General features: G+C 64.2%; 18 protein-coding genes and 1 pseudogene. 17 read left to right on the forward strand and 2 right to left on the reverse strand.

Features of this window, described 5'->3' with window-relative positions; genetic code table 11:
* Positions 1 to 294: 294 nt before the first annotated feature.
* The 16 genes from bcsE (at position 295) to AB1N67_RS00915 (ending at position 21815) form a co-directional block, all read left to right on the forward strand.
* On the forward strand, positions 295 to 1785 hold the full coding sequence (gene bcsE, locus AB1N67_RS00840) for a cellulose biosynthesis protein BcsE (protein WP_090343543.1): 1491 nt from the start codon (positions 295 to 297) through the stop codon (positions 1783 to 1785).
* The gene (gene bcsF, locus AB1N67_RS00845; protein ID WP_090343520.1) at positions 1782 to 1955 is read left to right on the forward strand and encodes a cellulose biosynthesis protein BcsF; all 174 of its coding nucleotides are present in this window, start codon (positions 1782 to 1784) and stop codon (positions 1953 to 1955) included. The genes bcsE and bcsF overlap by 4 nt, the downstream gene beginning before the upstream one ends.
* On the forward strand, positions 1948 to 3558 hold the full coding sequence (gene bcsG, locus AB1N67_RS00850) for a cellulose biosynthesis protein BcsG (RefSeq protein WP_182942118.1): 1611 nt from the start codon (positions 1948 to 1950) through the stop codon (positions 3556 to 3558). The genes bcsF and bcsG overlap by 8 nt, the downstream gene beginning before the upstream one ends.
* A complete protein-coding gene (gene bcsR, locus AB1N67_RS00855; protein ID WP_090343513.1) occupies positions 3555 to 3773 on the forward strand; it encodes a cellulose biosynthesis protein BcsR in 219 nt (72 codons plus the stop codon). The genes bcsG and bcsR overlap by 4 nt, the downstream gene beginning before the upstream one ends.
* Positions 3770 to 4477: a cellulose biosynthesis protein BcsQ gene (gene bcsQ, locus AB1N67_RS00860; RefSeq protein WP_090343510.1), complete on the forward strand. Its 708-nt coding sequence runs from the start codon at positions 3770 to 3772 to the stop codon at positions 4475 to 4477. Before bcsR ends, bcsQ begins: the two co-directional genes overlap by 4 nt.
* Positions 4474 to 7086: a UDP-forming cellulose synthase catalytic subunit gene (gene bcsA, locus AB1N67_RS00865; RefSeq protein ID WP_090343507.1), complete on the forward strand. Its 2613-nt coding sequence runs from the start codon at positions 4474 to 4476 to the stop codon at positions 7084 to 7086. The genes bcsQ and bcsA overlap by 4 nt, the downstream gene beginning before the upstream one ends.
* On the forward strand, positions 7083 to 9362 hold the full coding sequence (bcsB, locus tag AB1N67_RS00870; protein ID WP_090343504.1) for a cellulose biosynthesis cyclic di-GMP-binding regulatory protein BcsB: 2280 nt from the start codon (positions 7083 to 7085) through the stop codon (positions 9360 to 9362). Before bcsA ends, bcsB begins: the two co-directional genes overlap by 4 nt.
* A gap of 2 nt (positions 9363 to 9364) precedes the next feature.
* A complete protein-coding gene (gene bcsZ, locus AB1N67_RS00875; protein WP_367863480.1) occupies positions 9365 to 10474 on the forward strand; it encodes a cellulose synthase complex periplasmic endoglucanase BcsZ in 1110 nt (369 codons plus the stop codon).
* Entirely contained in the window at positions 10462 to 13983 is a 3522-nt protein-coding gene (gene bcsC, locus AB1N67_RS00880; protein ID WP_367863481.1) for a cellulose synthase complex outer membrane protein BcsC, read from the forward strand. The genes bcsZ and bcsC overlap by 13 nt, the downstream gene beginning before the upstream one ends.
* Before the next feature lie 171 nt (positions 13984 to 14154).
* Complete coding sequence (locus tag AB1N67_RS00885; protein ID WP_043212113.1) at positions 14155 to 14607, forward strand: MarR family winged helix-turn-helix transcriptional regulator; 453 nt, start codon at positions 14155 to 14157, stop codon at positions 14605 to 14607.
* Entirely contained in the window at positions 14604 to 16694 is a 2091-nt protein-coding gene (locus tag AB1N67_RS00890; RefSeq protein WP_332771286.1) for an FUSC family protein, read from the forward strand. Before AB1N67_RS00885 ends, AB1N67_RS00890 begins: the two co-directional genes overlap by 4 nt.
* Positions 16691 to 16903, forward strand: a complete 213-nt coding sequence (locus AB1N67_RS00895; RefSeq protein ID WP_332771288.1) for a DUF1656 domain-containing protein — start codon at positions 16691 to 16693, stop codon at positions 16901 to 16903. The genes AB1N67_RS00890 and AB1N67_RS00895 overlap by 4 nt, the downstream gene beginning before the upstream one ends.
* Positions 16900 to 17775: an efflux RND transporter periplasmic adaptor subunit gene (locus AB1N67_RS00900; protein WP_367863482.1), complete on the forward strand. Its 876-nt coding sequence runs from the start codon at positions 16900 to 16902 to the stop codon at positions 17773 to 17775. The genes AB1N67_RS00895 and AB1N67_RS00900 overlap by 4 nt, the downstream gene beginning before the upstream one ends.
* Entirely contained in the window at positions 17772 to 19193 is a 1422-nt protein-coding gene (locus AB1N67_RS00905; protein ID WP_090343492.1) for an efflux transporter outer membrane subunit, read from the forward strand. The genes AB1N67_RS00900 and AB1N67_RS00905 overlap by 4 nt, the downstream gene beginning before the upstream one ends.
* Positions 19194 to 19320: 127 nt before the next feature.
* Positions 19321 to 21264 (forward strand): cytochrome c/FTR1 family iron permease, encoded by a 1944-nt coding sequence (locus tag AB1N67_RS00910; RefSeq protein ID WP_090343489.1) that lies wholly within the window; start codon positions 19321 to 19323, stop codon positions 21262 to 21264.
* A 98-nt stretch (positions 21265 to 21362) separates the two neighbouring features.
* Positions 21363 to 21815: a YaiI/YqxD family protein gene (locus AB1N67_RS00915; RefSeq protein WP_070571798.1), complete on the forward strand. Its 453-nt coding sequence runs from the start codon at positions 21363 to 21365 to the stop codon at positions 21813 to 21815.
* A 53-nt stretch (positions 21816 to 21868) separates the two neighbouring features.
* Here the strand turns inward: AB1N67_RS00915 and elbB are convergent, their stop codons facing one another.
* The gene (gene elbB, locus AB1N67_RS00920) at positions 21869 to 22534 is read right to left on the reverse strand and encodes an isoprenoid biosynthesis glyoxalase ElbB (protein WP_043212126.1); all 666 of its coding nucleotides are present in this window, start codon (positions 22532 to 22534) and stop codon (positions 21869 to 21871) included.
* A gap of 113 nt (positions 22535 to 22647) precedes the next feature.
* Between elbB and AB1N67_RS00925 the strand changes: the two are divergent.
* A pseudogene (locus tag AB1N67_RS00925) lies at positions 22648 to 23274 on the forward strand (sterol desaturase family protein); the annotation flags it as partial.
* 501 nt (positions 23275 to 23775) lie between these two features.
* Here AB1N67_RS00925 and AB1N67_RS00930 read toward each other — a convergent pair.
* On the reverse strand, positions 23776 to 24420 hold the full coding sequence (locus AB1N67_RS00930) for a DedA family protein (protein ID WP_167358062.1): 645 nt from the start codon (positions 24418 to 24420) through the stop codon (positions 23776 to 23778).
* Positions 24421 to 24433: the final 13 nt, after the last annotated feature.

The raw sequence follows: 24433 nt of genomic DNA on the forward strand, positions 1-24433 counted from the left end.
ATGATCGTCACAGGGGCGCAATGAAACTTGTTTCCTGTGAATCGGCGTCTAGGCTGTCTGGAACAGGCGTGCTGGTTTGAGTCTGTGAAGATACCGACCAGCGAATTGACACTATTCTGCGGGAGTGCTGTACAATTGACGCCTGTTAAGCTGTGCTCTTTGATCTGATGTTTTTTTGACGCTTTGCGTTCTGACAAAGTGCACCGATATTTTTGATCTCCGACAAATGGATGTGCGGCATCTATCGGTAAAACGTCGGTCCTGAATTACAGAGTCATAGTTTTGGCGAAAATCATTCCTTCTTTGGCCATTCCCGGCCTGAGTGCCGAGCACTGCCAGTTCCACACCCAAGGACTGTACTGGGTGGCCTGTGACACGGCCGAAGATGCCAGCGCGATTTGCCGCCAGGTCATCGAGGCAATGACAGGCGATGCCAAAGCGACGCTGATCGACAGTGCGCAGGGGGTGCGCGAAATCGTCGATGGGCTTGCTCCGGACCGTGGACCGGGGCAACTCGCCTTGTACCAAGCCCAGCCTCATGCCGCACGCCATCTTGCCCAAGACCTGCCACGCATCGACCCGACCGGTCGCGTGATCGTGGCCCGGGTATCGGCGACGGATTGGGAGGACAGCGACATAGGGAGTTGGTGTCGCGAAATGGCCGACAGCCTTCGTGATGCGGGCAGCGTCCTGTTGATGGTCAGCGAAGGGCAGAGCGTCTGGCTGCTCGAGCAGCTGCGTAGGTGCAATCAGGATCTCGATGGGTTGGCCCAGCTCTATCGTGGCCAGGGTGGGGTACGTTACCTGTTGCATTATTGGCGCAACGCGCTGGGTGTCGTTGGCACCGAAGATATCGAACTGACGCGTCACACCGGTGGTTTCGTGCTTGCAGGCCGTCCTCAACCGCTGGCCGAGACCGGCGGCGACGAGCTTCTGTTCCTGGCCCAGCGACAGGTGCTGGAAGGCGCGCCGGCCTTCTCCGAGCACTGGCAATTGTTCGATAGCATCAGCGAACTGGGTGCCAGGGCTGGTGTGGCGGTGTCCGCCACGGTGATCTTCCCCATGGACGGCGGGCAGCGCCTGGACGTTCTCGCGCGGCAACTGCACACCCTGCGCCTGTTGCGGGGCAACGCCCTGAAACTGGTGGTGCGCGAAATGGCACCAACGCTTCGCTATCAGGACGAGCAATTGCTGCTGGCCTGTGGTGCCAGCTTGATCGTGCCTTTCGGCGCCAGCCTTTCACGCTTCCTGACTCAGGTCGACAGCATCCAGGGCTACACCTGGCGCCGTCGGCTGCCGGCTGACTTCGATGCGTTGCTGGCTCGCCTGCGGCCGCTGCCGATATCGGGCCTGGTCTCACCTCGCGCCTTCGCCGATGCCGTGCTGCAGATGTGGCAGGGCATGCGCAACGGGGAAATCGTCCACCAGCTACTGGTGCTGCGTCCCGCCCCTGGTCTGTCCTCCTTGCAAGCGTGTTCACGCAGTATCTTCCGCCGCGACGGGGATATCGCCTGCGTGGTCGACGACATGCTGTACCTGTTCCTCTTCGCTTGCCGCGCCGAAGGCGTCGAGCAAGCGCTGGACCACATTTTCCAATTGTCCTGGCGGGAGCTGTTCATCGGCCGGGAACTGCTTGTCACGCCTGAAAGCCTCGGCGCGCCGGCATTCATGGATGAGACGCAGCCGGTGGCACCGGTTGCCGATGCGGCCAGCGTGCCGATGTCCAAGGTCCGTGCCGTATTGCAGCCAAGGCCCATATCGCTGCCACGACGAGGCAAGGCATGAATTTCGAGCAACTGCTGCAAGTCATCGGCATCAGTGCGCTTGGCACGCTGATCCTGGCGTTCGCTCTGCTGCGCCTGAAAACCTGGGTGCAGAGCTGGTTGAAACACCGTTTGCCGCCACGTCACATGAAAGCTGCGGGCGTGCGTCGACGTGGGGAGAAGCATGAGTAACTCGATGGTCATTGCCCACCCACTGTCCCGTTGGCCGGGCCTGGGCGCCTGGAACCTGTATTTCCTGGCGAAGTTCGTCATGCTCGCCGCGGGGCTGCTGGACTTCCAGCCGTTGCCCAACCTGCTGTTCGCAGCCTTCCTGATGGTGCCACTGCCAGGGCGCTGGTTACGTGTCGTGCGGCAACTGGTGGCTGTGCCGATCGGCGTCGCTTTGTTTTATCAGGACACCTGGCTGCCGCCATTCGAGCGTCTGCTCGCGCAGCCCGGTGTGCTCGATTTCACGCCTGACTACATGCTGGAACTGCTGGGCCGCTTCATCAATTGGTACTTGGTGGGCGCCTTGTTGTTGACGGTGGTGGGCTACTTCTACCTAAGACACTGGTTGCGCCTGAGCACCCTGAGTGTGGTCGGACTGCTGTGGCTGGCCGCAAGCGGATTGCCGTCGATCACGCCGGTCACCTCGCGCCAGGTCGTGACCGACGTTGCTACGCAGGAGGCAGCTGCCGTGGCAGCAGACGATGCCACGCTCAATGCCAAGCTGGATAGCTTCTTCGACCGCGAGCGCCAGCGGGTCACCGCCTTCCCGGTGGTCAAGCCCGATGAGCAACCTTTCGATTTGTTGGTGATCAACGTCTGCTCCCTGGCCTGGGATGACCTCACCGCTGTCGGCCTGCATGAAAACCCACTGTTCTCGCGCCTGGACGTGATCTTCGACCAGTTCAACTCGGCTACCTCGTACAGTGGCCCGGCCGCGATCCGCGTGTTGCGGGCCAGCTGTGGCCAGCCCTCGCATGAAATGCTCTACAAGCCGGCACCCGATCAGTGCCTGTTGTTCGATAACCTCGCCCGGCTGGGCTTCGAGCGTGAGACATTGCTCAACCACAGTGGGCACTTCGATAACTTCCTGGGTGACATCACTACCCAGCACATGCCGCAGCCGAGCCTGTCCAGCACCGACTTCCGCCGCTCGCTGGTCGGTTTCGATGGCTCGCCTATCGCCAGTGATCTGGAGGTGCTGCAAGGCTGGTGGGGGCGCCGCCAGGCGTCGGGAGCAGCGCATGTCTCGCTGTTCTACAACACCATCAGCCTGCATGACGGCAATCGCATAGTGACTGCTGATGGGGGAACCCGTATGGCGGACTACAACACCCGCGCGACGCGTCTGTTCGATGACCTGGGCAAATTCCTGGATGAACTGCAACGCAGCGGTCGCCGAGTCGTCGTGGCGATCGTACCGGAGCACGGCGCGGCGCTGCACGGCGACCGCATGCAGCTGCCCGGCATGCGCGAGATCCCTACGCCATCGATCACCCATGTGCCGGTAGGGCTCAAGTTCATCGGCATGGATCAACCAGGCCGGCGCGAGCCTCTGCATGTCTCGGCGCCCACCAGCTACCTGGCCCTGTCCGAACTGGTATCGCGCGTCTATGCCAACCAGGGAGCCGGCCAGGTCCTGGATTTGCCTGGTGTGCTGAAAGATTTGCCCACCACCGAACATGTCGCTGAAACGTCCGGCGCCCAGGTAATGGATTTCCAAGGCACCAGCTACATGCGTCTGCAAGGCCAGCCGAACTGGCAACCGATCCCGAAGGAGAGCAACTGATGACAAGGAAAGCAGATCCCGCTGATCGCAGTGATGACATCGCCCGGTTGCGTCAGCATCTGGATATGCCCGAACTGAACTACCAGGACATCTCGTTGATGGTGGGGGTGCGCGAGGCGCTGCGGCGCTGGCCCTTGCTGGGAGAAAGCTGTGCGAAGTCCATGAGTGACCTCGCCCATGAGATAGCTCCAGCGCCCAAGGCTACCGCGCGATGACCAGCCTTGCGCTGCATGGGCTGCGTGGCGGCCTGGGGCGTAGCTCCGTGCTCGCCGCGTTGGGGCATGCCCTGCGGGAACTGGGTGAGCGGGTGCTGCTGGTCGACTTATGCTCGAACAACCTGTTGGGCCTGCACTTCAATCTGCCGCTGGTTGGATGCGACGGTTGGGCGAACGCCGAACGGGACGGTCGCCCGTTCGGCGATCAGGTATTCGAAGTGTTCGACGGCTTATGCGTGATGCCCTTCGGCGAGCTTGACGAACCGGCCCTGGCCGAGCTGAGCGGGACATTCAACCCTGGGATCTGGAGTGCCCGCCAGGCGCAGTTGGTCCGGCACTTCGACTGGGTGCTATTCGATTTGCCATCTTCGGGCGCCTTGCGTGAAGTGGAGGTCGATGTACGTGTACTGGTCGCAGAAGCTGAAATGACCAGCCACATTTTGCTGGAGCGCCAGGCGCCGGAGCGCTTCGATCTGCTGCTTATCAACCGTTTCGACGCGGCCAGTCGCTTGCAGAGCGATGTGCTGATGGTCTGGCGCAGGCTTTACCACAACCGCCTTCCTCTGCAGGTGATACATCGCGACGAGGCATTCGTCGAGGCGCTGGCCTGCAAGGCTCCGGTCGGCCACTACGCCCCCCAGAGCCTGGCCTCCCGTGACGTACAGAGCCTAGCTGTGCGCTGCCTGACGAGGCGTCGATCGTGAAACTGTCGCCGGCCAATGCCTACCACTACTACTCCCACCTAGGTGCGGCGCGCCTGACTGCGCTGGTGTTCACCCTGGGCACCTGGCTGGCCTTCCTTCTGCTGCGTCTGGAGTCCCCGGCCTGGCAAGCGCTGCTGGCTGATCGGCGGCGGCTGTTCCCGCAAGTGGCCGGCAAACCGCCGACCTTGGGCGACCCACTGCGCTTGCTGATCCAAGGTGCGTGGTTGTTGATCCGACACGAGCCGCAACCGCGCAAACCGTCCGCGCTGGCCCGCGGCTGCCGCGCCCTGTTTGACGCCGGGGCCGCCCTGCTGCAACGCCTGCGTCGCCTTCGCTTGCACATGGTCGAGAAGTTGCGGCGGGTGCCCAGCCAGGTGCGCACCAGCACTTGGCAGCGTAACGCCGCCCAACAGCTGCGGGGCCTGAGCAAAGGTGCCCGGCGCGCGTTCTACTTTGTGCTCACGGTGTGCGCCCTTGCACTGGCGCTGCTGTGCGTGACCGAGCCATTCGGCTACCTGGCCCAGCTGATGTTCATTCTGCTGCTGTGGGGCATCGCCATGCTGGTGCGCCACATGCCCGGTCGCTTCCCGACCCTGATGTTGATCATCCTCTCGACGATCATTTCCTGCCGTTACCTGTGGTGGCGCTACACCTCCACGCTCAACTGGAACGATACGTTGGACCTGGTGTGCGGGCTGACCCTGCTGATTGCCGAGACCTACTCCTGGTTCGTGCTGATCCTGGGTTATATCCAGACCTGCTGGCCACTGGAGCGCAAGCCGGCGAACCTGCCGGAGCAGCTTACCGAGTGGCCGACCGTGGACCTGATGATCCCCACCTACAACGAGGACCTCTCGGTGGTGCGTACCACTGTGCTCGCGGCGCTGGGCCTGGACTGGCCGCGCGAGCGTCTGCGCATCTACCTGCTCGACGATGGCCGCCGCGATAACTTCCGCGCCTTTGCTGAGGAAATGGGTGTTGGTTACATCATCCGTCCCGACAACAAGCACGCCAAGGCTGGCAACCTGAATCACGCCCTGGGTGTCACCGACGGCGAGCTGATCGCGATCTTCGACTGCGACCATGTGCCGGTGCGTTCCTTCCTGCAGATGACGGTGGGCTGGTTCCTCAAGGACCCACGCCTGGCGCTGGTGCAGACACCTCACCATTTCTTCTCGCCTGACCCGTTCGAGCGCAACCTGGGCACCTTCCGCAACCGCCCCAACGAAGGCGAGTTGTTCTACGGCCTGATCCAGGATGGCAACGACATGTGGAACGCGGCCTTCTTCTGCGGTTCCTGTGCCGTGCTGCGGCGTACTGCCCTGGAAGACATCGGCGGGTTCGCCGTGGAGACCGTGACCGAAGACGCCCATACCGCCTTGCGCCTGCACCGCCATGGCTGGAACTCCGCCTACCTGCGCCTGCCGCAGGCAGCTGGTCTGGCTACCGAGAGCCTGTCGGCGCACATCGGCCAGCGAATTCGTTGGGCGCGCGGGATGGTACAGATCTTCCGCACCGACAACCCCTTGTTCGGTCGTGGCCTGAGCCTGTTCCAGCGGGTGTGCTATGCCAATGCCATGCTGCACTTCCTGGCCGGCCTGCCGCGTCTGGTGTTCCTGACCGCGCCGTTGGCGTTCCTGCTGCTGCATGCCTACATCATCTATGCACCGGCGCTGATGATCCTGCTCTACGTACTGCCGCACATGATCCACGCCAGCCTGACCAACTCGCGCATGCAGGGCAAATACCGGCGCACCTTCTGGGGTGAGGTCTACGAGACCGTGCTGGCGTGGTACATCGCACGGCCCACCACGGTGGCCCTGTTCGCGCCGAAGAAGGGCAAGTTCAACGTCACTGCCAAAGGCGGGCTGATGGAGGAGAGCCAGTTCGACTGGCGTATCGCCCAGCCTTACCTGTTGCTGGCGGTGCTCAACTTCGTCGGGCTCGGGTTCGCGGTCTGGCGCCTGTTCACTGGCCCGACCGAAGAGATCGGCACGGTCATCGTCAGTTCGCTCTGGGTGACCTACAACCTGTTGATCATCGGTGCTGCGACCGCTGTGGCCGCCGAGGTGCGCCAGGTTCGACGTGCGCACCGGGTGCAGATGCACCTGCCGGCTGCGCTGGTTCTTGAGAACGGTCACGCCTATCCGTGCACCCTGGTGGACTATTCGGACAGCGGTATCGGCCTTGAGCTGGGTGACGGCCTGGCACCGAAGACCGGTGGCCGGGTGCGTCTGCTGCTCAGCCGAGGGGAGCGTGAGTTCGCCTTCGATGCACGAATCACCCGCCGGGTTGGGCGCCACCTCGGCCTGACCTTCGATGAACTGGACACACAGCAACGCATCGACCTGGTGCACTGCACCTTCGCCCGTGCCGACGCTTGGCTGGCCTGGCAGGAGGCGCATCAGCACGACCGCCCGCTGCAAAGCCTGGTCGATGTGCTGAAGCTGGGTGGCGTCGGCTACCTGCGACTGCTCGAGTACGTTCCGGTGCGGCTGTTGGGGCCGGTACGACCTCTGGTCGTGCTGGCGCGCTGGCTGGCCACCTTCATGCCGCGCACCCCGCGGCCTCTCCCTTCCACGAATCTTTCAACCCGAGACGCATCATGACTCGTTACCCCGCACGTACCTGGGGCCTGGCGATGGCGCTGCTCGCCTGCGTGTTCCAGGCCACCGCCGACACCACCCCGCCCACCCCCGAGGCCGTTGCCGAGCCGGTGGTACCCAACTGGCCCGTGGCGAGAACGTTCGAGCAGCTCGGGCATCCGGCCGACACACTGTTGCTCGGTGTGCGCAACAGCGAGCAGATCGAATTCGGCCTGCGTCGCGACCGGCTCGCCACCGAAGCTGTCCTGCAGTTGGACTACACGCCCTCGCCGGCGCTGCTGCCGACCCTGTCGCACCTGCGCGTCTACCTCAATGATGAGCTGATGGGCGTGTTGCCGGTGGAAAAGGACCAGCTTGGCCAGCGCGTCCAGCGTCAGCTGCCGCTCGATCCCAAGCTGATCAGTGACTTCAACCGGGTGCGTCTGGAGTTCGTCGGGCACTACGCCGACGTCTGTGAAGACCCCGCGCACAGCGGCCTTTGGCTGAACCTCAATCGCAAGAGCGAGGTTCATCTGCGCGAGCAGGCCCTGGCGATGGAAAACGACCTGGCCTTCTTCCCGTTGCCGTTCTTCGACGCGCGCGATACCGGCAAGGTTGACCTGCCGGTGGTCTTCGCCGCGAGCCCGACGCTGGGGGAGCAACGTGCCGCCACGATTCTCGCGTCCTATTTCGGCAGCCAGGCGGGCTGGCGCAAGGCGACCTTCCCGGTGCTCTTCGACAGCCTGCCGGCGGCAGGCGACAAGCCAAAGCCGGCGATCGTCTTTGCCAGCAACGAGCGTCGTCCGGCATTTCTGGCCGACTACGAGAAGTTCCCGCGGGTGGACGGCCCGGTGGTGCAACTGATCGACCATCCGAGCGATCGTTGGAGCAAGCTGCTGCTGGTGCTGGGGCGCAACGACGAGGACCTGGTCAAGGCTGCCTCGGCATTGGCGGTGGGCAACAACCTGTTCCGTGGCGACCGAGTGAAGATCGAACAGATGAGCGATCTGCAGCCTCGCAAGCCATACGATGCGCCGAACTGGACCCGCACCGACCGTCCGGTACGTTTCGCCGAGTTGCTCGATTACCCGCAGCAGTTGCAGGTCAGCGGCTTGCAACCGAACGCGATCATCCTCGATGTGAACCTGCCGCCAGACCTGTTCGTTTGGCGCAACCAGGGCATTCCGTTGCGCACGCTGTATCGCTACACGCCGCCGGCGGTCACGGACGAATCGCGCCTGACCATCAGTGTCAATGATCAATACATCACCAGCATGCCGCTGGTGGGCAATGATCGCCGTGGCGGCACGCTCGAAGAGCTGCGCCTGAGTGTACTGTCCAGCGACAGCACCGCGTTGAGCGAGCAGGCGTTGGTACCTGCGCTGAAGATCGGTGACCGCAACCGCCTGCGGTTCGACTTCAGCTTCGCCAGTAAGCTCGGCAGCTCTCAGCGTGATCAGTGCCAGACCTCCTTGCCGGTGGACGTACGCGCGGCCATCGACGAGAACTCCACCATCGACCTCTCCGGTTATCACCACTACATCGCCATGCCAGACCTGCGTGCCTTCGCCCGCAGCGGTTTCCCGTTCAGCCGCATGGCAGATCTGTCCGAAACCCAGGTCTTGGTACCCGCCAAACCGACGCCGATGCAGGTGGGTATTCTGCTCGATGTGGTAGGTAGCATTGCCGGTCAAGTCGGCTACCCGGCCTTAGGGATTCGCCTGATCGACGACTGGAAGCAAGCGGCCTCGGCGGATGCCGACCTGCTGGTTATCGGCACATTGCCCCAGGAGCTGGCCCAGGAGCGCAACCTTGGCCTGCTGCTCAACGCCCAGCGCGACTGGCTGGCGCAAGGACGCTCCACAAACATGCCCGGTCGCCACCGGTTCGACACATCGCCCGTGCCGGCCAGCAGCCATGTGGCAATCAGTGCCCAGGCGCCGATCGGCGCGATCACAGGGCTCAAGTCTCCCTTCCACGAGCAGCGCAGCGTGGTCGCCTTGCTGGGCAATACCGATGCCGACTATGCGCTGCTGCGTGAGGCGCTCGGCGATACCGGCAAGCTCGATGCGGTAGCCGGCTCGGTCACCCTGGTGCGATCCAGCGGGGTGAGCAGCCAGTTCGTGGGCGAGCATTATTTTGTCGGCCAGTTGCCCTGGTGGCTGCTGTTGTGGTTCCACCTGTCCGAGCAGCCGTTATTGCTCGCGGTCCTTGCCACCATCAGCGTGCTGTTGTTCGCCTTCCTGCTGTGGCGCGCGCTGCGTTGGGCTGCCCGACGCCGGCTGGGTGAGGCTGACTGATCATGTGGCGGTTTGTGCTGATGCTGGCGCTGAGCCTGCCCGCAATCGCGGGCGCAGCGCCAAACTGTCCTTGGCCGGCCTGGGAGCGTTTGCGCACAGAGCTGGTGAGTGTGGACGGACGCGTGCTGGACCCCAGTGATGAGCGCCTGATTACCACCTCCGAAGGGCAGAGCTATGGGCTGTTCTTCGCCTTAGTGGCCAATGACCGGGCAACCTTCGCTCAACTGCTGCGCTGGACCAGCAACAACCTGGCCGAAGGAGACCTCTCGAGCCATTTGCCGGCCTGGTTGTGGGGGCGTGACGCCAAGGGCAAGTGGCAGGTACTCGACCCCAACAATGCCAGCGACGCTGACCTTTGGATCGCCTACAGCCTGCTTGAGGCGGGGCGTTTGTGGAACGAACCCAGCTATACCCAGCTGGGTCAGCACCTGCTATGGCGCATCAGCGCTCAAACCCTGCGCAAACTGCCTGGCCTGGGCATCATGCTGCTGCCGGCGGACTACGGTTTTGACGATGCCCGAGGCTGGCGCCTTAACCCGAGCTATCTGCCACCGCAACTGCTGGACCGCTTCGCCCTGGTCGACCCCCTGTGGGGCGAGCTTGCGGGCAACACCCGTCGGCTGCTGCGCGATGCCTCTCCCAAAGGCTTTGCGCCCGACTGGCTGCTATGGACGCCCACCGGCAAGATCGAGCCCGACCCGCAACATGGGAGTGCCGGCGACTATGACGCCATTCGTGTCTATCTGTGGGTAGGCATGCTTGCCAAGGACGCTGCCCAACGGGTTGAACTACTCCAGCATTTCGCGCCGATGGCCATGCTGACGACACAAAAGGGACAGCCGCCGGAAACCGTAGACGCCCGTAGTGGCCAGGCTCGTGGTGGCGGACCAGCTGGTTTCTCGGCCGCACTGCTGCCATTGCTGGCCGTGACACCGAATGCCGACGAAGGGCTGCGCGCCCAGCGCCAGCGAATAAAGGATCATCCGATAGAGCCTCGTGCGTACTACAGCCAGATGTTGGCGTTGTTCGGCCAGGGCTGGGATGAGGCGCGGTATCGCTTTGACAAGGAGGGTCGCTTGTTGCCGGCCTGGAGTACGTCATGTACCGATTGATTAGCATCGTGCTGCTCACAGGGCTTTGCAGCCAGGTTGCCGCGCAACCGACTGACCGCAGCGAGCAACGCCAATGGCTGCTGGAGCAGATCCGCATGGGCGAGGCTTTGCACCGCGATGATCTGGTTCGCGATGCGCTGGGTCGCTTGCGCCTGCTTGAGCCGCGCGACGCCGAGGTGCTGTTCGCTTCGTTGCGCCTGGCCCTGCGCGAGCGTGATCAGGACCAGGTCACCCAGCTCATGGCGCGCATTAGCCAGGAGGCGCCCGGTAGCGTCCAGGAGCACAAGGCCAAGCGTCTGATCGAGTTGCAGCAGCCGGAGGCAACCCGGCGCCTACAACAGGCACGCCTGTTCGCAGTGACCGGGCGCAATCAGGAGGCGCTGGAGATTTACGATCAGTTGTTCGCGGGTGAGCCGCCCAGTCTGGAGCTGGCGCTGGACTACTGGCGTGTGCGCAGCGCCTTGCCTGGCCAGCGGCGCGAAGCGATCGAGCAATTGCAGGCTCTGGATCGGCAGTACCCAGGGAATGCTGGGCTGCGCCAGACCCTGGTGGGGCTGCTGTTTGCTGAGAAACGAGATCCCGAGGCGCTGGCCCTGCTCGAATTGCTCTCACGTGATCCAGGCGCACGCGATTCTGCTGCGCAGCGTGAATTCGACTATCTCTCTGGGCAGCCCGTGGGCGCTGCCAGCGTGGCGGCCTGGAAAGCTTTCGTCCAACGCTATCCGGCATCACCGCTGTTGCCCCAGGCCAACCAGACCCTTGCCCAGCAACGTCAATTGATCGCCGATCCCGCTTGGCAGGCCGGTCAGCGTGGCAAGCAGTTGCTCGACCAAGGGCGTAACGCCGAGGCTGAGGCCCAGTTGCGCCGTGCCTTGCGCCAATACCCCGACGATGCCAGCCTGCACGGCGCCTTGGGTTATGCGTTGATGCGCCAGAGCCGTTTCGAGGACGCCAACGCCGCGTTTCGTCTGGCTGCCACCAAGGAGCAGGACACCTATTGGATCAGTCAGTGGAAGGATCTGGAGTCGTCCAGCCATTACTGGATGCAATTGAAGAAAGCCGACCAGGCGCTGGAACGGCGCGATATTTCCACCGCCCGTGCGATCTATCAACAGGCGCGTCAGCAGCGGCCCCAGGATGAATTCGCCGTGCTTGGCTTGGCCGACGTGGCGGTCGCCGAGGGCGATCCGGCCACTGCTGAGCGGTTGTACCTTCAGGTTCGGCGCATGGCGCCGGACAACGAGAGTGCTGTGCGCGGCCTGATGCGGATCTACCAAGCACAATCACCCGACAAGGCGCGTGCCTACCTTAACGGCCTGCCACCTCGGCAACAGGCAATGTTCGCCAGCCTGCGCCGCAGCCTGGAACTGGAGCAATTGCGCAGCGAAGCCGATGCAGCCGTGCAGCGGCAGGACTGGGCAGCGGCAAGCCCAGCGCTGAAGCGGGCAGTCGAGTTGGCGCCAGATGAACCCTGGCTGGTTTACCAACTCGCCGGCAGCCTTCGTCAGCAAGGGCGTATCGGCGAGGCCGATGCCGCCTTTGCCAAGCTGTTGCAACGGCATCCGACCGACCCGCAAGCGCGCTATGCCCATGGCCTGTTCCTGGAGTCCACTGACCGTGATGCCTTGGCACTGGATAGCCTTGCCGGTGTCCCCAAAGGTGCATGGACCGACGACATGCATGCCCTTGAAAAGCGCGCGCGGCGCCGTGTCACTCTGGCTCAAGCGCGACAGTTGCGCGACCAGGGGCGCGAAGCCGAGGCAAGCGCACTGCTCGAGGCCGGGATTGCCCGCGGCGAAGGCGACACCGATGACCTACTGATGCTCGCGGACTGGGCGGCGACCCGGGGGGATCACAGCACAGCCCGAACGTACTTCGAACGCGTGCTGGAGCGCCAGCCGGAGCAACCTGAGGCCCGCCTTGGGTTGATCGAGGGCTGGATAGCCGAAGGCAACCTGCCCCGAGCACGCCAGGCCCTGGAGCGGCGTGCGCCCCAGTTCCCGCCCGGGCAGATCGACGCACAGCGGCGTCTGGCTAATGCCTGGCTGGCAGTGGGCGACCGGGCGCAGGCGGCGTCGCTGCTAGACCGTCTGGTGGCCGAGCAAGCCCAGCCTGATCCGCTATTGCGTCGAGATGCTGCGCGATTGGCAGTGCAGCAGGACCCGCAACGAGCACTGGATCTTTACGCCGCGGCGATGGCCGATGCCGACCTGCTCGAGCGCCGTGCGCTGGAACCGCGTGATGATCGGGCGCTGACCTATGCGAGCCGTGCCAAGGACGAGGACGACTGGCTGGCGCGCAGCCTACGCAGCGACGTTGATGAGTTGTACCGTCAGCAGAACCCCAGCATCACGTTGATGCATGACTATGGCTGGCGCAATGACGACGGCACCGCTGGGATTTCGGAGCTCAAGACCCAGTCCACCCTGTTGCATGCCGACATGCCGTTGCAAGATGGCAAGGCGTTCGTGCGTTTGGAAAGGATTGGCCTGGATGCTGGTAGTTTCGACCTTGAAGATGGCCAGCACACCGAGGCGTTCGGCACATGCCAAGTCAGCGGTACCACCCGTTCGGGTAATCCGTTGCCGGCCGGTTGTCCTGGCGGGTCGCAGACGGCCAATGGCCGGATCATGGCGCTGGGCTGGGAAGGGGAGCGCTGGGCTGCCGACCTCGGCACTACCGATGGCTTCGAGGTCAACAACTGGCTAGGCGGTGCAACGGTCAATGGCGACCTGGGAGAGCTTGGCTGGTCGCTGACCGCCTCACGGCGGCCGATGAGCAATTCGCTGCTTTCGTTTGGTGGTGCCAAGGACCCGCGCACGGGCGTGCGTTGGGGCGGGGTCACCGCTAACGGCGCAACGCTCGGGCTGAGCTGGGACCAGGGCGGCGACGATGGTGTATGGGCCAGCCTCGGTCATCATTGGCTGTATGGTGAGAATGTCACCGACAACCAACGTACCCGAGCCATGGCGGGTTACTACTACCGTCTGCTGGAGCGGGCTGACGAGCGCATGCGTATCGGCCTGACCGTGATGCACTGGCGGCATGACAAGGATTTGGGCGATTACTATCTGGGCCAGGGCGGCTACTACAGCCCGGAGCGCTACAACTCCATCGGCGTGCCGTTCAGCTATGCCTGGCGCAACTACGATTGGTCGGTATTGCTGGAAACCTCGGTCAGCTGGTCCCAGGCTAAGAGTGGTAGCCGTCCGCGCTATCCCAACCAATCGCTGAACGACAAGATGATCAATCGCTATGATCTCGAAAGCTCGAACCTCGGCGATATCAGTGAGGGCAGTACCAGCAACGGCGTGGGTTATCACCTCAGAGGCTTGTTCGAGCGCCGCCTGAGCGACCACTGGGCCTTGGGCGGGGGCTTCGACTGGCAGCACAGCGATGACTATGCGCCGAGCAGTGCCATGCTCTACGTTCGGTATCTGTTCGAGCCCTGGCGCGGCAACCTGCTATTGCCGGTGGAACCGCTGGAGCCCTACAGCGAGTGGCGTTGAGGCCTGGCAGCCGCTTTCAGCAGGAACACCTGCCCCTGCTGAAAGCGGCCAGACGGTCCCCAAGATGAACAACAATTCATCCAGGCGATCCATCGCCCCCGGTTGACGACAGGGGGAGGGCAAGGCGTAGTATTGATAGTTAGCAAACTATGAATATCCTTGGTTCCTCTCATGACGCTTGATGCACTGCACATGAAGATCAGCAGCGGCATGGTCGTGGCCGCCCGCCACTGGCGACGCATCTGCCAGGCGGCCCTGACGGGCTACGGCATCTCCGAAGCCTGCGCTGTGCCACTGCTGATGATCGTGCGCCTGGGCGATGGGGTGCACCAGGTCGCGGTGGCCCAGGCCGCCGGCCTGGAAAGCCCGTCGTTGGTGCGCCTGCTCGACCAGCTGTGCAAGGCCGGGCTGGTATGTCGCAGCGAAGATCCCCTGGACCGCCGTGCCAAGGCCCTGAGCCTGACCAAGGAGGGCCGCCGTCTGGCCGAGTCGATCGAAGAAGAGCTGGTGCGCCTGCGCCGACAGGTGTTGCGCGGGATCGACCAAGCCGACCTGGAGGCCACCTTGCGGGTGATCCAAGCCTTCGAAGACGCCAGCCAAGTCGCACCGGGCGGGCTTGCATGAACGGTTTTTTCAGTTCGGTCCCACCGGCCCGCGATTGGTTCTATGGCGTGCGCACCTTCGCCGCTTCGATGATCGCCCTGTACATTGCCCTGCTCATGCAATTGCCACGTCCCTACTGGGCCATGGCCACGGTGTACATCGTCTCGAGCCCCTTCGTCGGGCCGACCAGCTCCAAGGCGCTGTATCGCGCCTTGGGCACGTTGCTGGGTGCCGGCGGGGCGGTCTTGCTGGTGCCGCCTTTGGTACAGTCGCCAGCGCTGCTCTGCGTCGCCATTGCCTTGTGGACCGGCACGCTGCTGTTCCTGTCGCTGAACCTGCGCACGGCCAACAACTATGTGCTGATGCTGGCCGGCTATACCTTGCCTATGATCGCCCTGGCTGTGGTCGACAACCCGCTGGCGGTGTTCGATGTGGCCTCCTCCCGAGCCCAGGAAATCTGCCTGGGCATCGTCTGCGCGGCGGTGGTCGGCGCGATCTTCTGGCCGCGCCGCTTGGCGCCGGTGGTGCTCGGCTCGGCCAACAGCTGGTTCCACGAGGCGATTCGCTACAGCGACACCTACCTGGCCCGCGAAGTCGCCGCCGACAAGGTCGCCGGCATGCGCGCCTCGATGGTCGCCACCTTCAACAGCCTGGAGATGATGATCGGCCAGCTCGGTCATGAAGGCACCGGCCCCCATACCCTGAAAAATGCCCGGGAGCTGCGCGGACGGATGATCCACCTGCTGCCGGTGATCGATGCCCTGGACGATGCGCTGATCGCGCTGCAAAGCCGCGCCCCGGCCCAGTTCGCTCAGCTCCAACCACTGCTGGCCGAAACCCGCACCTGGCTGGAAGGCACCGCCCAAGACGCCTCGCTGGCCCGCTGGACCGCCCTGCACGAGCAGCTCGAGCGCCTGCAGCCCAGCGCAGCCGCACTGGACCAACGCCAGCAATTGCTGCTCTCCAACGCCCTTTACCGACTGAGCGAATGGATCGACCTCTGGCAGGACTGCTGCGCGCTGCAGCACGCCTTGCGCAAGGATGATGCCACGCCATGGCGTGCGGTGTACCGCCACTGGCGCCTGGGCCGGCTGACGCCGTTCTTTGACCGCGGGCTGATGCTCTACTCGGTGTTTTCCACTGTCACCGCGATCATCGTCGCCAGTGGCTTGTGGATCCTGCTCGGTTGGAACGATGGTGGCAGCGCGGTGATCCTCGCCGCCGTGGCGTGCAGTTTCTTCGCCGCCATGGATGACCCGGCACCACAGATCTATCGGTTCTTCTTCTGGACGCTGATGTCGGTGATTTTCTCCAGCGTCTACCTGTTCCTGGTGCTGCCCAACCTGCACGACTTCCCGATGCTGGTGCTGGCCTTCGCCGTGCCGTTCATCTGCGTCGGCACCCTGACCGTGCAGCCGCGTTTCTACCTCGGCACCTTGCTGACCATCGTCAACACCGCCACCTTCATCAGCATCCAGGGTGCCTACGACGCCGACTTCCTGACCTTCATCAACGCCAACCTGGCGGGCCCTGTGGGGCTGCTGTTCGCCTTCATCTGGACCCTGCTGCTGCGACCGTTCGGCGTGGAGCTGGCGGCCAAGCGCCTGACCCGCTTCAGTTGGCAGGACATCGTCGAGATGACTCAGCCCGCGACCCTGGCCGAGCATCGCCATGTCGGCGTGCAGATGCTCGATCGCCTGATGCAGCACCTGCCGCGCCTGGCCCAGACCGGCCAGGACAGTGGCGTGGCGCTGCGCGATCTGCGTGTGGGCCTTAACCTGCTGGACTTGCTGGCCTACATGCCGCGGATCGGCCAGGGGCCTCGCAAGTGCCTTCAGACCGTGGTGGAGGAGGTGGGCGCCCATTACGCCCAGTGCCTGCGTGCCAAGGAGCGCCTGCACGCCCCGGCGGCGCTGCTGCGTAACATGGAGCGCGCCCGCCAGGCGCTGGCCCTGGATGCGCACGACAACGACCGAGGCGATGCCCGCGTGCACCTGTTGCATGCCTTGAGCGGCCTGCGTCTGGCGCTGTTGCCGGGCGTCGAGGTGATGCTCGAACCGGCCGACCAACCGCAATTGCCCCCGGGCATCGATGGAGCCCCACTGTGATCGGTGATCTGGATATCAGCGGGATATTTCTGCCCACGCTGCTGGTGATGATGGTCTTCACCTACCTGTTGTTCCTGGGCGTGCACGCCGTGCTGGTGCGCCTTGGGTTCTACCGCCTGGTCTGGCACCGGGCGTTGTTCAACGTTGCCCTTTACGCCGTGCTGCTTGGCGCGGTGGATCACTTTTGTCGAAACCTGATGCTGCCATGAAAAAACCGTTGTTGACCTTGGGCCGAGTGGTCCTGACATTGCTGGTAGTGACCTTCGCGGCCGTGCTGGTCTGGCAGATGGTCGTGTACTACATGTTCGCGCCTTGGACGCGTGACGGGCACATTCGTGCTGACGTGATCCAGATCGCCCCGGACGTATCGGGGCTTATCCAGAAGGTCGAAGTGCGCGACAACCAGATGATCAAGCGCGGCGATGTTCTGTTCACCATCGACCAAGATCGGTTCACCCTCGCCCTGCGCCAGGCCAAGGCGACCCTGGCCGAGCGCCAGGAAACCCTGGCCCAGGCCTCCCGTGAGGCGCAGCGCAACCGTAAATTGGGCAACCTGGTGGCGGCCGAGCAGTTGGAGGAGAGCCAGTCGCGTGAGGCACGCGCTCGTTCGGCGGTCAGCGAGGCCCAGGTGGCGGTGGACACGGCCCAGCTCAACCTCGACCGTTCGGTAGTGCGCAGCCCAGTGGACGGCTACCTCAACGACCGCGCGCCGCGTGCTCATGAATTCGTCACCGCCGGGCGGCCAGTGCTGTCGGTGGTCGACAGCGCCTCGTACCACGTCGATGGCTATTTCGAAGAGACCAAGCTCGGCGGTATCCACATCGGCAATGCCGTGGACATCCGCGTGATGGGCGACAACACCCGGCTGCGAGGCCATGTGCAGAGCCTGGCGGCGGGCATCGAGGATCGAGACCGCAGCAGCGGCGCCAACCTGTTGCCCAACGTCAACCCGGCCTTCAGCTGGGTGCGCCTGGCCCAGCGGATCCCGGTGCGTATCGCCTTCGATGACGTGCCAGAAGACTTCCGCATGATCGCCGGGCGTACCGCCACGGTGTCGATCATCGAGGGCCAGCGGCCATGAAACAGCTGATCCTGGCGGGGCTGTGCCTGTCCCTGGGCGCCTGCATGATGGTCGGCCCGGACTACGAAGTGCCCAAGGACGCCGCCGTGCAGCGCAGCGACCTCAACGGCCCGCTGCGCCAGGACGCCGACAGCGTGGTCTCGGCGCCGGTACCAGACGACTGGTGGCAGCTGTACCAGGATCAGCGCTTGAACGAGCTGGTGCGCCAGGCCCTGGCGGCCAACACCGAGCTACGCGTCGCGGCGGCCAACATCGCCAAGGCTCGTGCCCAGGTGGAAGTGGCCGAGTCCCAGGGTGGCTTCAACGGTGGGGTCAAGCTCGGCGCCCAGCGGCTGCAGGAATCCGGCGAAGCTTTCCTGCTGCCGGAAAAGGTGCCGGTGGCCAACATCGGCGAGGCGATCATCAGCGCCAGCTACCAGTTCGATCTGTGGGGCACCTTCAAGCGTGGCACCGAGGCCGCCAAGGCCAATGCCGACGCGGTGCAGGCCGCGGCCGATACTGCGCGCATCACCCTGGTGGCCGACGTGGTCAAGGCTTACACCCAGGTGTGCTCGGCCAACGAGGAGTACCACATCGCCCGTGAGTCCCTCGACCTGCAGGAACAGAGCGTGCAATTGAACCAGCGCCTGCGCGACGCTGGCCGCGGGGATGAAACCCAGGTCACCCGTTCGCAGACCCAGTTCAAATCCTTGCGCGCCGAGCTGCCGCGCTTCAAGGCCGAGCGTGAGGCTGGCCTTTACACCCTGGCGGCCCTGCTGGCCAAGCCGGTCGAGCAGCTGCCGGCCGGTACCGCTGACTGCGCGGAGCTGCCACACATCACCCAGTTGCTTCCGGTAGGCGATGGCGCTGCGCTGCTCAAGCGCCGCCCCGACGTGCGCCAGGCCGAACGTCAGCTCGCCGCCGCCACCGCCGCCATCGGCGTGGCCACCGGTGCGTTGTATCCGGACATCAGCATCGGCGCCCAGGTCGGCACCATCGGTATCCTTGAAAACCTCGGTGACCCGTCGACCAACCGTTGGGGATTCGGCCCGCAGGTCAGCTGGACGATCCCCACCAACGGCACCCGGGCGCGCATCCGCATGGCCGAGGCCTCGACCCAGGCGGCGTTGGCGCATTTCGATGGCGTGGTACTCAATGCCATCCGCGAAACCCAGACCCGCCTGGCCCAGTACAGCGCGTTGCTGGAGCGCCGCGACGCCCTGGCCGACGCCGAGCGCTCGGCGAAGGAGTCGGCGGACCAGACTCACCTGCGATACCAGGTGGGACGCGAGTCGTTCCTGGCCGATCTGCAGGCGACCCGCACTTATACCGATGTGCGCGCGCAGCTGGCTGCTGCCAATACCCAGGTGGCCATGGGGCAGATCGGGGTGTTCCTGGCCTTGGGCGGTGGATGGCAGGGCGCGGCGGCCAAGCCTTGAGGACCCATACGCGAGCGTCATGATCAAGGGCAATGCCCTCGGCGCGGCGCAAGTGTCGTCAGTTTGTCACAAGATTTTTCATGAAATCCGCCCACGAGCCTTGAGCGAAAGGGAGTGGAAGTGAACAATGTTCTCTTTCGTATTTACCGCGAGAGTGGCCATGATGTTCCCCTTCCGTCTGCTCGCCTGGCTGCCCGCCTTGTTGCTCGGCCCGATACTGGCGCTGAGCAGCACCCCGGCGCTGGCCGAATCCCCCGCCGAGGCTGCCAAGGCGTTGCACCTGCTCGACTACATCGGCGCCGACTACCCACCGACCGTGCACGACGGCAAGGTGGTGGATGCGGGTGAATACCGCGAGCAGCAGGAGTTCAGCGCCGTCCTGGCCGAAGTGCTCAAGGCCCTGCCGGACAATCCTGAGCGTAACGGGCTCGAACAGGGCGTGCAGGCACTGCGTCAAGCCATCGACCAACGCCAGGAGGGTGCAGTCGTCGCCAAGCAGGCCCGCCAGCTGGGCGCACGACTGGCGGTGGCTTATGAAGTCAGCCAGGCGCCGATCATCACCCCCGATCCGGCCCGTGGCGCCTCGCTGTACGCACAGAACTGCGCCATCTGCCACGGTGATACCGGTGCCGGCGATGGCCCGGCGGGCCTGGGGTTGGAGCCGCCGCCGGCCAACCTGCGCAGTGTCGCGCGCCTCGACCAGCTGAGCCTGTTCGACCTCTACAACACCCTGGCGCTGGGCATCGAAGGCACCGAGATGCCGTCGTTCGCCGACCAGCTCGATGAACGTCAGCGCTGGGATGTGGCCGCCTACGTGGCGAGCCTCACGGCCGACCCGCAGGCCGCCAAGGGCGACAAGACCTGGAACTTGGCCGACCTGGCGCGCCAGACCCCGGCCGAAGTCGCTGCCAGTGAAGGCGCCGAAGCCGTGCTCGCCTTCCGCGCCCAGCGTGCCCAGCCGCCGCAGGTCAAGCGTGGCCCTGCGCAGTTGCTCGAGTACACCGCCAGCACCCTGGACAAGAGCCTGGCCGCCTACCGCGAAGGCGACCATGACCAGGCTTATGACCTCTCGGTAGCGGCCTACCTCGAAGGCTTCGAGCTGGTCGAAAGCTCCCTGGATAACATCGACACCCTGGCACGCAAGGACACCGAGAAAGCCCTGATGGCCTATCGTCAATCGCTTCAGGACGGGCTGCCGGTCGCCCAGGCCGAGCAGCGCCTGGCCGAGGCCAAGGCCAAGCTCGACGGCGCCGCCAAGCTGCTGGGCGGCGATGGGCTGAGTTGGTCGCTGAGTTTCGTTTCCGGCCTGTTGATCCTGCTGCGTGAAGGGCTCGAGGCCATCCTGGTACTGGCGGCGATCCTGGCCTTCTTGCGCAATACCGGCCAGCAATCGGCAGTGCGCAGCGTCAATCTCGGCTGGGGCCTGGCGCTGGTCGCAGGCTTCGCTACCTGGGCCCTGGCGGCCTACGTGATCGACGTCGGTGGTGCTCAGCGCGAGCTGCTCGAAGGCTGTACGGCGTTGTTCGCCGCGGTGATGGTGCTGTGGCTGGGCGTGTGGATGCACGACCGTCGCCACGCTGCGGCCTGGCAGGACTACATCAAGAGCAGCCTGGTCAGCGGTGGTGGGCGCTTCGGCTTTGCGGTACTGGCGTTCTTCTCGGTGTACCGCGAGTTGTTCGAGGTGATCCTGTTCTATGAAACCCTGTGGCTGCAGGCCGGCCCAGCGGGCCACAACGCCGTGCTGGCCGGAGGGGCTACTGCGCTGGTGCTGCTGGTGGGCCTGGCCTGGGTGATCCTTCGTGGCTCGGCCAAACTGCCGTTGTCGCTGTTCTTCACGATCAATGCGGCCTTGCTGTGCGTCTTGTCGGTCGTGTTCGCCGGGCATGGCATCAAGGCGCTGCAGGAAGCCGGCGTGTTGGGCACGCGGCCCGTGGCGTTCTTCGAGTTCGACTGGCTGGGCATTCATGCCGATGCCTATTCACTCGGCGCGCAGGCGCTGGCATTGCTGGCGATCATGTTCCTCTATGGGCGGTCACGCCTGGCCGAGAAGCGCCGGATCGCGGCGAGCTGAAAGCCGCTCCCGCAGGCATACTGTGAACCTGTGGGAGCGGCCTTGGGCCGCGATTGGAGGGTCAAGCCCTCCCCAACGATTTCGAGGAAACACCTGCAATGCGTGTATGGATCGATGCCGACGCCTGTCCCAAGGCGGCCAAGGACCTGATCGTCAAGTTCGCCCTCAAGCGCAAGTTCGAGGTGGTGCTGGTGGCCGGCCAGGCCCAGATCAAGCCGGCGTTTGCCTGTGTTCGGCTGATCGTGGTGCCCAGCGGCATGGACGCGGCCGATGACTATCTGGTGGAAAACGCCGTGCCGGGCGAGCTGGTGATCTGCAGCGACGTGCCGTTGGCCGATCGCCTGATCAAGAAGGGTGTGTCCGCCCTCGACCCGCGTGGGCGTGAGTTCGATGAGCGCAACATGGGCGAGCGCCTGGCGGTGCGCAACCTGTTCACCGAGCTACGCGAGCAAGGGCAGGTCGGGGGAGGGCAGGCGCCTTATGGCGAGCGGGAGAAGCAGGCATTCGCCAATGCCCTGGACCGGATTCTCACCCGGCTGTCGAAGGTGTGACGAACAGCCCCCAAGGGTTGGATGGGTATCCGACTGCTTGGGGGCGGAGCTGGTTAATCGTTCTCGTGGGTCAGCTCCAGCACTCGATCCACCAGCTTGTAGATACCGCTGGCCGCCTCGCTGATGGACGTGGCCAGCATGTAGGCGGGTGTGGTCACTAACTTGCGTTGGGTGTCCTCGACGATGTCGTGCACATCGCACTCCTCGTGGGTACCGCCCATCTTCACCACCGCCGCGCTGGTATCGGCGTCGGTACCGATGGTGCAGACCACGCCCGGGCCGTAGATCTTCGCCGCCAGCGCCGGGGAAATGCAGATCAGACCCACCGGCTTACCCGCCTCGGCGAACGCTTCGGCCAGTGCCAGCACGTCCGGATTGACGGTGCAGTTGGCGCCCTCGACGGCAAAGTTGGACAGGTTCTTCGCCGCGCCGAAGCCACCCGGGACGATCAGTGCGTCGAAGTCCTCGGCCCTGGCTTCGCGGATGTCCTTGATCTGGCCGCGAGCGATGCGCGCCGACTCCACCAGCACGTTGCGCGATTCAGGCATGGGCTGGCCAGTGAGGTGATCGATCACATGCATCTGGGCGATGTTGGGCGCGAAGCACTGCACCTGGGCGCCGCGCTGATCGAGGCGCAGCAGCGTGATCACGCTTTCGTGGATCTCGGCGCCGTCGTAGACGCCACAGCCGGAAAGTATCACCGCAACTTTTTTCGTCATGCTCATTACTCCAGTGTCGAGGCGCTAAATGTCCTCTAGTTTGGCAGATGTCGCCATAGGGTTTCCCACGCACGAGGCCTAATCTTTGGGGATGACCCCGGAGATGCTTGTCCATGGACCTGATTCTGCTGGCCGTGCCGTTCTTTTTCGTGCTGATCGCCGTGGAGCTGATTGCCGACCGCGTGCGTGGTCAGCGCAACTACCGGCTGGCCGATGCGATCAACAGCCTGAGCACGGGCGTGCTGTCGACCAGCACCGGCCTGTTGACCAAAGGCGTGGGGCTGGTGAGCTACGCCCTGGCCTGGGAATATCTGGCCTTCTCGCGCCTGCCGGGGGACGCCTGGTGGACCTGGCTGCTGGCTTTCGTGCTGTACGACTTGTGCTACTACTGGCTGCACCGCCTGGGACATGAGCGCAATATTCTCTGGGCCGCCCATTCGGTGCATCACCAGAGCGAGGAGTACAACCTCACCACCGCCCTGCGCCAGACCAGCAGCGGCTTCATCTTCTCCTGGATCTTTTACCTGCCCCTGGCGCTGATCGGCGTGCCACCGCTGGTGTTCGTTACCGTGGCCTCGCTGAATCTGCTCTACCAGTTCTGGGTGCACACGCGGCACATCCCCAAGCTGGGCTGGCTCGAATGGGTGCTGATCACGCCGTCCAACCATCGCGTCCACCATGCGCAAAACCCTCTGTACTTGGATCGCAACTACGCAGGCGTGTTCATTCTCTGGGATCGGCTGTTCGGCACCTTCCAGGAAGAGGACCCTCGTGAAACGGTGGTGTTCGGCGTGACCACACCGCTGGCCAGCTGGAATCCGCTGTGGGCCAACCTGCAGTTCTATGCACAGCTCTGGGAGGATGCCAGGCGTACCCACTCGCTGCGGGACAAACTGCGTATTTGGTTCATGCCCACCGGCTGGCGTCCGGCTGACGTCGCGGCACGTTATCCACAGGCCAAGCCGGACCTGGCGCGGTTTCACAAGTTCGAGATTCCGTTGGGGCGAAGGTCACAGGTTTACGTCGTGGCGCAGTTTGCAGCCTACGTTGCCTTGGGCAGCTACCTCATGCAGGTGGCCGAACAGGTGCCCACGGCCGGCCTCGTGCTGGGCTGGACAGTCATGGCGTTTGGTTTGTTCGTGCTCGGCGCTGCACTCGAGAATCGGCCTTGGGCCAGGCGCCTGGAGCTGGCACGACTGACATCGAATGCACCGGCGCTGTACCTGGCCGGTGCCATGGGCTTAGGGCCGGTCACGCCCTTGGGGTGGCTCCTGCTCCTGGGATACAGCGTTGCCAGTCTCTGGGGTCTGACCCGCTGCGGCTGCCTTGCGCTCGGCGCGCAGAGTGCGGAACCGGCGGCGCAACCAGAGCAGGCCACCGAGCGCCAGCAGGCCGCCGAGCACCCATAGCTCGTACTTCTTCACATTGCCCAGCATGCCTTCGAGGATGGCGCCGAAGTGGTACGCCGCGGCGCCCAGGGCCAGGGCCCAGACCGCTGCGCCGATGCCGTTGAGCAACAGGTAGCGCCGGGGTGGGTAGCCGGACAGACCTATGGCCACGGGCATGACCGTGCGCAGGCCGTAGACGAAGCGAAAACTCAGGACCCAGATGTCCGGATGGCGGCGGATGTGGTCAAGTGCCCGGTCGCCCATGGCTTGCCAGCGTGGTTTGCGCGCGAGGATGGCCCGGCCGTGACGGCGGCCCATGAAGTACCACAACTGGTCGCCGGCATAGCTGCCGAAGAACGCTGTGAGCACCACCAGATTGATGTCCATGTATCCGCGGAACGCAAGGAAGCCCGCAAGAACCAGGATGGTCTCGCCTTCAAAAAACGTGCCGAGAAAAAGGGCAAAGTAGCCGAAATCCTGCAGGAATTGTTGAAGCATTTTCTGGGGTGCT

The sequence above is a fragment of the Pseudomonas guariconensis genome (assembly GCF_040822035.1).
GTDB classification, from domain to species: domain Bacteria; phylum Pseudomonadota; class Gammaproteobacteria; order Pseudomonadales; family Pseudomonadaceae; genus Aquipseudomonas; species Aquipseudomonas guariconensis.

Bases quoted from the DNA above. Each gene is read 5' to 3' on its own strand.
- bcsF (WP_090343520.1), top strand. From the start codon at position 1,782: ATGAATTTCGAGCAACTGCTGCAAGTCATCGGCATCAGTGCGCTTGGC.
- bcsG (WP_182942118.1), top strand. From the start codon at position 1,948: ATGAGTAACTCGATGGTCATTGCCCACCCACTGTCCCGTTGGCCGGGC.
- bcsQ (WP_090343510.1), top strand. From the start codon at position 3,770: ATGACCAGCCTTGCGCTGCATGGGCTGCGTGGCGGCCTGGGGCGTAGC.
- bcsB (WP_090343504.1), top strand. From the start codon at position 7,083: ATGACTCGTTACCCCGCACGTACCTGGGGCCTGGCGATGGCGCTGCTC.
- bcsZ (WP_367863480.1), top strand. From the start codon at position 9,365: ATGTGGCGGTTTGTGCTGATGCTGGCGCTGAGCCTGCCCGCAATCGCG.
- bcsC (WP_367863481.1), top strand. From the start codon at position 10,462: ATGTACCGATTGATTAGCATCGTGCTGCTCACAGGGCTTTGCAGCCAG.
- AB1N67_RS00885 (WP_043212113.1), top strand. From the start codon at position 14,155: ATGACGCTTGATGCACTGCACATGAAGATCAGCAGCGGCATGGTCGTG.
- AB1N67_RS00890 (WP_332771286.1), top strand. From the start codon at position 14,604: ATGAACGGTTTTTTCAGTTCGGTCCCACCGGCCCGCGATTGGTTCTAT.
- AB1N67_RS00900 (WP_367863482.1), top strand. From the start codon at position 16,900: ATGAAAAAACCGTTGTTGACCTTGGGCCGAGTGGTCCTGACATTGCTG.
- AB1N67_RS00905 (WP_090343492.1), top strand. From the start codon at position 17,772: ATGAAACAGCTGATCCTGGCGGGGCTGTGCCTGTCCCTGGGCGCCTGC.
- AB1N67_RS00910 (WP_090343489.1), top strand. From the start codon at position 19,321: ATGTTCTCTTTCGTATTTACCGCGAGAGTGGCCATGATGTTCCCCTTC.
- AB1N67_RS00915 (WP_070571798.1), top strand. From the start codon at position 21,363: ATGCGTGTATGGATCGATGCCGACGCCTGTCCCAAGGCGGCCAAGGAC.
- elbB (WP_043212126.1), bottom strand. From the start codon at position 22,534: ATGACGAAAAAAGTTGCGGTGATACTTTCCGGCTGTGGCGTCTACGAC.
- AB1N67_RS00930 (WP_167358062.1), bottom strand. From the start codon at position 24,420: ATGCTTCAACAATTCCTGCAGGATTTCGGCTACTTTGCCCTTTTTCTC.